This is a genomic window from Candidatus Schmidhempelia bombi str. Bimp, from assembly GCF_000471645.3.
Taxonomy (GTDB): Bacteria; Pseudomonadota; Gammaproteobacteria; order Enterobacterales; family Orbaceae; genus Utexia; species Utexia bombi.
The window spans coordinates 1-9,219 of the sequence record NZ_AWGA01000020.1 but is presented as its reverse complement, the minus strand read 5'-3'; the positions used below and the strand labels follow the sequence as shown (position 1 = coordinate 9,219).

The 9,219-nt window shown below is 37.6% G+C and carries 8 protein-coding genes and 1 pseudogene; all 9 read left to right on the top strand.

The window, feature by feature from the left end; translation table 11 throughout:
* Positions 1-451 (top strand): annotated as a pseudogene (locus tag O970_RS02190) (dihydroxy-acid dehydratase); the annotation flags it as partial.
* Positions 452-456: 5 nt separating this feature from the next.
* Positions 457-1,983, top strand: coding sequence for a threonine ammonia-lyase, biosynthetic (ilvA, locus tag O970_RS02185; protein WP_024495551.1), 1,527 nt, complete (start codon positions 457-459; stop codon positions 1,981-1,983).
* Positions 1,984-2,311: 328 nt separating this feature from the next.
* On the top strand, positions 2,312-3,301 hold the full coding sequence (locus O970_RS02180; protein WP_024495550.1) for a Gfo/Idh/MocA family protein: 990 nt from the start codon (positions 2,312-2,314) through the stop codon (positions 3,299-3,301).
* Positions 3,302-3,802: 501 nt separating this feature from the next.
* Entirely contained in the window at positions 3,803-4,552 is a 750-nt protein-coding gene (locus O970_RS02175; protein WP_036562355.1) for a Nif3-like dinuclear metal center hexameric protein, read from the top strand.
* A 280-nt stretch (positions 4,553-4,832) separates the two neighbouring features.
* On the top strand, positions 4,833-5,711 hold the full coding sequence (dapA, locus tag O970_RS02170; protein WP_024495548.1) for a 4-hydroxy-tetrahydrodipicolinate synthase: 879 nt from the start codon (positions 4,833-4,835) through the stop codon (positions 5,709-5,711).
* 39 nt (positions 5,712-5,750) lie between these two features.
* Positions 5,751-6,398 (top strand): outer membrane protein assembly factor BamC, encoded by a 648-nt coding sequence (gene bamC, locus O970_RS02165; RefSeq protein ID WP_024495547.1) that lies wholly within the window; start codon positions 5,751-5,753, stop codon positions 6,396-6,398.
* Positions 6,399-6,475: 77 nt separating this feature from the next.
* Positions 6,476-7,186, top strand: coding sequence for a phosphoribosylaminoimidazolesuccinocarboxamide synthase (gene purC, locus O970_RS02160; protein ID WP_024495546.1), 711 nt, complete (start codon positions 6,476-6,478; stop codon positions 7,184-7,186).
* Between the two features lie 10 nt (positions 7,187-7,196).
* Positions 7,197-7,649 (top strand): DUF441 domain-containing protein, encoded by a 453-nt coding sequence (locus O970_RS02155; protein WP_024495545.1) that lies wholly within the window; start codon positions 7,197-7,199, stop codon positions 7,647-7,649.
* Positions 7,650-7,669: 20 nt separating this feature from the next.
* Positions 7,670-9,219 (top strand): GNAT family N-acetyltransferase (locus O970_RS02150; protein ID WP_024495544.1); only part of this gene is annotated, 1,550 nt, incomplete at its 3' end.

Sequence of the window (9,219 nt, the reverse complement as noted above, 5' to 3'; positions counted from 1 at the left end):
TGGAAAAGTGGTTGCTGGTGATGTGGTCGTCATCCGCTATGAAGGACCAAAAGGTGGGCCGGGAATGCAAGAAATGTTATACCCTACTACCTATTTGAAATCAATGGGATTAGGCAAAGCCTGTGCGTTGATCACCGATGGTCGATTTTCTGGCGGTACGTCAGGTTTATCTATTGGGCATATTTCACCAGAAGCCGCAAGTGGTGGGCTTATTGGATTAGTGCAGGATGGGGATATGATTGAAATTGATATTCCTAAACGTAAGCTAGAGCTGGACGTCGCACAAGGCGAATTAGAACGACGACGCACAGCAGAAATTGCACGAGGATCGCGAGCGTGGACACCGCAAAATCGCCAGCGCCCGATCTCTTTTGCTTTAAAGGCTTACGCCAGTTTAGCTACAAGTGCAGACAAAGGTGCAGTACGTGATAAAACTAAATTAGGCGGATAGTAAAAATGATAAATAAGCAAAATATGACCGATGCAGATTATTTAAAGGCTTCATTATGTGCGCCAGTTTATGATGTGGCTTGTATTACCCCATTAGATAAAATGGATAAACTATCGCACCGTTTAGGAAACCAAATTTTGGTTAAACGTGAAGATCGGCAACCAGTACACAGTTTTAAAATTCGTGGGGCACAGGCCATGATTGCCAGTTTAACCGCGCAAGAGCGTAAAAATGGTGTTGTTGCTGCATCGGCTGGCAATCATGCGCAAGGCGTAGCCTTATCCGCGACTAAATTAGGGATAAGTTCGCTAATTGTCATGCCATTAACAACGCCTGATATTAAAGTCGAGGCAGTGCAAAATTTTGGCGGAGAAGTGCTACTTTATGGTGCCAATTTTGATGAAGCCAAAACCAAAGCAATGGAATTGGCTAAACAACAAGGACGGATTTTTATCCCTCCCTTTGACCACCCCTTAATTATCGCTGGTCAAGCCAGTATCGCAATGGAAATATTACAACAGAACGCTGGTATCGATCGTATCTTTGTGCCTGTTGGTGGCGGCGGTTTAGCGGCAGGTTTAGCGGTGGTAATTAAACAGATCATTCCTTCGATTAAAGTGATTGGTGTTGAGGCAAAAGATTCGGCCTGTTTAACCGCCGCTTTGGCAGCGGGTCAGCCCGTGGATCTCAATCGGGTTGGCTTGTTTGCTGAAGGGGTAGCAGTTAAACGGATTGGCGATGAAACATTCCGTCTATGTCAACAATATCTGGATGATGTTATCTTAGTTGATAGTGACGAAATTTGCGCGGCAGTTAAAGATCTATTTGATGATGTAAGAGCCGTCGCCGAACCCTCAGGGGCACTGGCATTGGCTGGATTAAAAAAATATGTCACACAACATCATATTCGCGATGAAAAATTAGTGCATATATTATCAGGTGCTAATTTAAATTTTCATAATTTACGTTATATCTCTGAACGCTGTGAAATAGGGGAAAAACGAGAAGCACTTTTTGCCGTGACCATTCCAGAGCAAAAAGGAAGTTTTCTTAAATTTTGTCAATTACTTGGGGGACGTACCGTTACTGAGTTTAGTTATCGTTATCATGATAATCATAAAGCCACTATTTTTGTTGGGGTAAGAATTTCTAATCCAGAATCGGAAAAACAAGATATTTTGCAGGAATTGACTGCAAGTGGTTATCAAGTGGTGGATCTATCGGATGATGAAATGGCTAAATTACATATCCGCTATATGATTGGTGGTAAACCTCGTCAGCCGTTATCAGAGCAAGTTTATAGTTTCGAATTCCCTGAGTCACCTGGTGCGCTATTAAAATTTTTGCAAACATTAGGCACAGAGTGGAATATTAGCTTATTTCACTACCGTAGCCACGGAACAGATTATGGCCGTGTATTAGCTGGATTTGAATTAGCTGATTATGATCCTAAATTTATCCAGCATTTAGCTGCATTGGGTTATAATTATCATGATGAAACAAAGAATCCATCGTTAAACTTTTTTCTTTAATTCATCAAATAACATATAAAAATGGCTTAGTTAGCCATTTTTATATGAGCTAACCTAGTGTGGATCTCTCATATGAGCTAGCTAACCTTATGCATGACAATTCAACGAATAATGACATGCCATTCAAAGTATATATAAAACTGTTAGCGGTTTATTTAAATAATTATTTATTTTTGATGAAAGTTAAGTTTTATATTGTTACAAAGTTAGCGTAAAATTATCAATTGGAGCTACTACTCAATTAGTTTTTATACGCTATAATAATGATATAACGGAATAAGATTATTATTAATACTATATTATAGTAGAGTGAGGAAGGGAGAAACTCATGATTAGGCTAGCTGTCATAGGTACTAATTGGATTACAAATAAGTTTATTGAGGCGGCAATACAAACAGAACAGTATAAATTGTTGGCAGTTTATTCGCGAAATAGTGATACTGCTGAAAATTTTGGTAACAAATATGGCAATTTACACTATTTTACTGCATTAGATCAGTTGGCGAGCTGTACTGACATTGATGCGGTTTATATTGCTAGTCCAAACTCCCTCCATTATCAACAAGCAAAATTGTTGCTTTCCCATGGTAAGCACATTATTTGTGAGAAGCCATTAACTTCAAATTATGAGCAAACAAATGAGCTTATTGAGCTAGCCAGAAAAAAACAGTTAGTGCTATTTGAAGCCGTTAAAACACTCTACCTACCTAATTATGCGCAAATCAAAACTTATTTACCTAAGTTGGGCAAACTGCGCAAAGTTTTTTTTAATTATTGCCAATATTCATCACGTTATAGCAAATATTTACAAGGCGATTTACCTAATACCTTTAATCCTGAATTTTCTGGCGGTTCGATTATGGATATTGGGGTATATTGCGTAAGTACCGCCCTTGCCTTATGGGGAAAACCAACCACTATTCAAGCGAGCGCTGCTTTGTTAGACAGCCATGTTGATGCGCATGGGAGCGTTATCATGAACTACGGGGATTTTGATGTCGTCGTATTTCATTCTAAAGTCAGTGATTCTAAAATTGCGAGTGAAATTCAAGGCGAAATGGGATCGATTGTGATTGAACATATTGCTGATTGTGAAAAAGTGATTTATAACTCACGGACTAGTTCATTGGTAAATATTACTTTAAACCAACATGAAAATCATTTATTTTATGAAGCACAAACGTTTGCTAAATTGGTAAAAAACCGAATAACGGAACATCCAGGATTAAATCATAGTTTATTAACTTCTGAAGTTATTACGGAAATAAGACAGCAAACAGGGGTGATATTTCCCGCAGATCTCCCTTCTGAAGCATAAATTTGATGTTGATCGCTAAATAGGTATTGGATTGAACTTGTATAGTAAGGTCTCACTTAAACGGTGGTCAATGGTAACTTATATACATAGAAACATGTAAGTACTAACAGCTCTTATTAATCAGTAAGGCGTAAATAGGATAGTCGTTATATTGATTTAGTTGTAAATAACTGTTGGTTATCTTAGAAACGCATTGCAAGCCAATGCGTTTCTGGATGATTGCTAAATAACTACTTACTCTCTTAATAAAATTGATTGTTAATCAATCTTTAATTTTTATAACCATATCATTCTCTATTTTTGTTTGTTACCCCCTTTAGCTGATTACATTGAGCAACAAGACGATATTCATGTAACCCGTTATCTATGGTTAGCATTATTATGCTGTTAAATCTACATGCGCAATCATCATAATAATGCTCGACGATGGTGGCTAAAAAAGTTTCTATGCTATAATAAACGCTTATTTTACTAAAGATTTTAAATTGGGTGATCGCTATTATGCGAGTAATGGAATTAGAAACAATATTAAATAATCAACTCAACACCTCGTTGTATCGGGATTATGCCCCGAATGGTTTACAAGTAGCCGGTCGTGCCGATGTATATCGCATTGTTACTGGTGTTACGGCTTGCCAGCAACTTCTCGATAAAGCAGTGGAATTGAATGCGGATGCAGTATTAGTTCATCACGGCTATTTTTGGAAAAATGAACCTCTTACCTTGACCGGCATAAAACAACGTCGGATTAAGACATTACTAACCCATGATATCAATTTATTGGCTTACCATTTACCATTAGATGGACATGCCACACTTGGCAACAATGCTCAGATTGCTCAATTACTGAATATTGATATGTACCCACGCACAGTTGAAACTGATCTATTATTTCAAGGCGAGTTAAAAAAACCAACTAGTGCTCAGCGATTCAAGCAACAGCTTGAACAACAATTTAACCGTAGTGTATTACATATCGGTGATAATGCACCTTCAGTTATCAAAACGATAGCGTGGGTAAGTGGAGGGGGACAAGATTATCTTGAACAAGCGGCTCAATTAGGGTTTGATGCTTTTCTTACGGGCGAAGTTTCAGAGAGAACAACGCACATAGCTCGTGAATATGGCATTCATTTTTTTGCGGCTGGTCATCATGCTACAGAACGTTATGGGATTAAAGCTTTAGGTGAATGGTTAGCGCAACAATACGCCCTATCGGTGACATTCGTCGATATTGATAATCCTGTTTAATGTAGTTGATATGGGACGGTAGATAATTTGTTTAACAAATTGTTTCAAGGGTCATTAAGAGTAGGTTTTAAGGACTAAAAAGAATAAAATAGATAATATAACCGTGTTATTTATTTATTCCAACCGTTATCTAATAAATGAATATAATTATTTAGTATATATTCTTTTTTTATATATTCACCATTAGCGAATGGTTAAAGTTGAATTTACTAATAAAATGTCGCATACTGCGTTCTTATTTTATTTTTGTCTCCTATATAATAATACTGAGAGGTTTGCTATGTTTACAGGTAGTATTGTTGCTATTGTCACTCCACTTCACCCAGATGGTAATGTTGATAGAACAAGCTTAAAAAAATTAGTTGATTATCATGTAAACAATGGCACTAAAGGGATTGTTGCTATGGGAACAACAGGAGAGTCAGCAACACTTGATCCACAAGAACATATTGAGGTTGTAAAATTAACGGTAGATTATGTTGATGGACGTATCCCTGTTATTGCGGGTACGGGATCTAATGCGACCAAAGAAGCCATTCATTTAACTCAATTAGTCGAAAATACGGGCGTAAAAGGATGTTTAACTGTTACGCCTTATTATAACAAACCAACTCAAGAAGGATTATTCCAGCATTTCAAAGCGATTGCTGACAGCACTGATTTACCGCAAATTCTTTATAATGTTCCTGGGCGTACGGGATGTGATATGCAACCTGAAACGGTCGCACGATTAGCAGAAATAAAAAATATTGTGGCCTTGAAAGATGCAACGGGTGATTTATCGCGTGTTAGCCAAACACGTCGCTTAGTTGGTGAACAATTTAATTTACTTAGCGGTGATGATGCGACTTTCTTAGATTTTATGCTACTTGGTGGTGATGGGGTAATCTCCGTTACTGCCAATATCGCGGCAGCACAGATGGCGAAAATTTGCCAAGCAGTGATTGATAAACAGATAGATGAAGCTCGCGATTTAAACAATAACCTGTTATCATTACATAAAATGTTATTTATTGAATCTAATCCAATTCCAGTTAAATGGGCATGTGAACGCTTAGGGCTTATTGCGGATACGACTTTACGGTTACCATTAACGCCATTATCAAATAGCGCAAGAGCGGTAGTTGAAAATGCTTTAAAATTGGCTAATCTTATTTAAGTTTGATTGAATTTTGTGGAAAGAGTAAGAAATATAATTATGTTAAAAAAACCAACGTTAGTGACAATATCAGTACTTTCGCTTTTACTCGCTGCATGTAGTACAAATCAGCGTTACAAACGAGAAATAAATGGTAATGATAATTATCTTAATACGCCGCCATTAAAGAAATTATCTGTTCCTGAAGGTTTAGTTATGCCTATTGAGGTAGACGATTATTATATCAATCCCATACTTAAAGACGGTAATACGGGCAAGAATGTGGATATTCGTCCACCAATACAACCTTTGGCAAGTTTATCGGGTTCTTATGCTTATCGTGATCACAATAGTGTGGTATTAGATGCGCCTAGCTCCATCAATATTTGGGATAAAATTCCTGCTATTTTAGCTGGGCACGGCATAAATATTCAAAGTCATAATGCACAAGAATTACGCACAGCAGTAACAAATGTTACTCGTGTCGATGATGATATTTCTCACCAAGCGAGTTATGCCATTACTTACCGTAATAATGGCGCAAGACAATATATGACTGTCAATCTTATTTCATTGACTGCAAATGGTCGTGATATTATGGGTAATAAGACCGAGAATCAACGCTACTCCGTTGATTTCTTCAATATGATATTATTGGCACTCAAAAAAATAGAGATGGATCAAACTAATACTGCACCACAATTATAGTGGTGGTATAAAAAGGAGCGTAGGCTCCTTTTTTATTGGGATCATGTGAGGTGATAATTCAACTAAGGGGAAGGACAATGCAAAAATTAGCAGAACTTTATCGAGGTAAAGCGAAGACTGTTTATAATACCGATAATCCTGATCATTTAATTCTTGAATTTAGGAATGATACCTCTGCTTTTGATGGTTTACGAATTGAACAATTAGATCGCAAAGGAATGATTAATAATAAATTTAACTATTTTATTATGAGTCACTTAGCGCAAGCTGGCATTCCTACCCAATTGATCCAATTGTTATCGGATCATGAAGTACTGGTAAAAAAATTGGATATGATTCCAGTGGAGTGCGTTATCCGTAATCGTGCGGCTGGATCACTAGTAAAAAGATTGGGCATTAGCGAAGGTACTGTATTAACGCCACCTACCTTTGAATTATTCTTAAAAAATGATACATTACATGACCCGATGGTTAATCAATCTCACTGTCTTACATTTGGTTGGGCAACGGCCGATCAACTTGAACAGATGAAAATGCTTAGCCTCAATATTAACCAACTATTGAGTAAACTGTTCGATCGAGCAGGGCTTATTTTAGTTGACTATAAACTTGAATTTGGTTTATATCATGGCGAAATAACATTAGGTGATGAATTTTCGCCCGATGGTTGTCGTTTATGGGATAAAGATACCTTGAAAAAAATGGATAAAGATCGTTTTCGTCAAGGATTAGGTGGTGTAGTGGAAGCGTATCAAGACGTCGCCAAACGCATTGGAATTGTATTGTAAATTATTAATTATGGCACAAATGGATCTCACTTTTATTGTTGTACTTATTTTAGCCGCCTTATGTTATTTTACACATAATTACACCGTCACGTGGGCGGTGTTACTGTTATTTGTATTGAAGGTGACACCGTTATCACAATTTTTCCCGCAATTAAACAAATATGGTATTACGATTGGTATTGTGATTTTAACAGCGGCTATGCTCGTACCATTAGCAAATGGTTCGATCAGTCTACAAGAATTATTAAAATCCTTTAATAGCTGGAAATCACTATGTGCTATTTTGGTTGGAGTCTTTGTTTCTTGGCTTGGAATGCGCGGTGTTACGTTAATGGAAAATAATACTACTATTGTTAATGGACTGATTGTTGGTACCTTGATTGGTGTTGGCTTTTTTAAAGGGATACCTGTTGGTCCATTAATTGCTGCTGGCATGGTATCGTTAATTGTGGGTAAAGCTTAATTCTTGAAGGCATGGATTGCGTGACATCTCGTCAGTTATTGGTTATTCAAGATACGCCTGCATTATTATCAGCTTTAGTCGAAACAATAACTGAAAAATTCAATGGTGAATGGCTCGTTATATCGGATAATGCTATTACCACTACTTGCTTGCCGACAAAACAGGCTAAAATGTTGTTAGGCAGAGAATTTAAACATGCCATATTTGACGCGACATCAGGGTTTAATTTAGATGCGTTCACCATATTAGCTGGTACGTTAGTTAAGGGTAGTCATCTACTGTTATTATTACCCCTTAACTTACTTACTCGACCTGATAACGATAGTTTGCGCTGGCATGAATCGTTGCAACCAATTGTGACCCCTAATTTTTATCGTTATCTATTGCAAACCTTACAGCAACATAAGATTGAGCGGCTAACTGCTGAACAATATTTATCGCGTCAACCTAATCAAGCTCTTTGCGGTGATCAAGCCGTTAGTGATCAACCTAAACCACTCACATTGTCCCCCACATTTGCTCAATGTAGACTGTTACTTAAACTTAGAAAATTATCAGCGCGTATAGCTATTGTAACGGCTAAACGAGGACGAGGAAAATCAGCGTTAGCAGGCTTATTTACTCATCAGCAAGATTGCTGGATTTGTGCGCCAAATAAAGCCAGCATTACGACACTGCAACAGTTTGCGAAAGCAGATACCCCTTTTTTTGCACCTGATAATTTATTAAAGCAACTTAACGATAGCGTGATACCGCCTGAATGGATTGTGATCGATGAAGCGGCAATGATTCCGTTACCATTATTAAAAGCGATCATTGAAAAAGCTAATCGTATTTTATTGTTAACTACAACCGAAGGATATGAAGGCACAGCCCAAGGGTTCTTGGTTAAATTACTTCCCAATTTACAAAATTTTGCCCATTTTAATTTAATCTCCCCCATTCGATGGGATCAAGAAGATAAGCTAGAAAAATTTATTGCTGATTTACTTGTAGAAGATCACCAAGTTAATCCCGTTTCTCTGCTATGTGACCAGACAACGATTAAAATAGAAAAGGTTGCATCGATCTCGCTATCACAAAATAAATCACAATTCCTGCAACTATACGGATTACTAAAAACGGCACATTATCGCACCACACCAATTGATTTACGACGTTTATTGGATGCCACTAACGTATCCATTACTCAAGCAAAATGTAAAGATCAACTTATCGGTGTGGTGGTCGCCATAAAAGAAGGACAATTGCCTCTAGATTTGGCTAAGCAAGTCTGGTTAGGTACACGGCGACCAAAAGGTAATTTAGTAGCACAATCATTAGCCGCACATGCCGGTGAGTTAGTCGCTGCGCAATTAACATCTTTACGTATTAATCGAATCGCTATTCATGATGATGTACGTCGTCAAGGCGTAGGCAAAGCATTAGTTGCTAATCAAATTGAACAAGCTGTACAGCAAGGTTGCGATTTCGTTTCAGTCAGTTTTGCTTATCAACCAACCATTCTTAACTTTTGGCAGCATTGTGGATTCCAACTAGTCCATATCGGTAGCCATCAGGAAGCAAGTAG

Excerpts from the sequence above, each read along its gene's own strand:
- purC (WP_024495546.1), top strand. The coding sequence starts at position 6,476 with ATGCAAAAATTAGCAGAACTTTATCGAGGTAAAGCGAAGACTGTTTAT.
- O970_RS02175 (WP_036562355.1), top strand. The coding sequence starts at position 3,803 with ATGCGAGTAATGGAATTAGAAACAATATTAAATAATCAACTCAACACC.
- bamC (WP_024495547.1), top strand. The coding sequence starts at position 5,751 with ATGTTAAAAAAACCAACGTTAGTGACAATATCAGTACTTTCGCTTTTA.
- ilvA (WP_024495551.1), top strand. The coding sequence starts at position 457 with ATGATAAATAAGCAAAATATGACCGATGCAGATTATTTAAAGGCTTCA.
- O970_RS02180 (WP_024495550.1), top strand. The coding sequence starts at position 2,312 with ATGATTAGGCTAGCTGTCATAGGTACTAATTGGATTACAAATAAGTTT.
- O970_RS02155 (WP_024495545.1), top strand. The coding sequence starts at position 7,197 with ATGGCACAAATGGATCTCACTTTTATTGTTGTACTTATTTTAGCCGCC.
- dapA (WP_024495548.1), top strand. The coding sequence starts at position 4,833 with ATGTTTACAGGTAGTATTGTTGCTATTGTCACTCCACTTCACCCAGAT.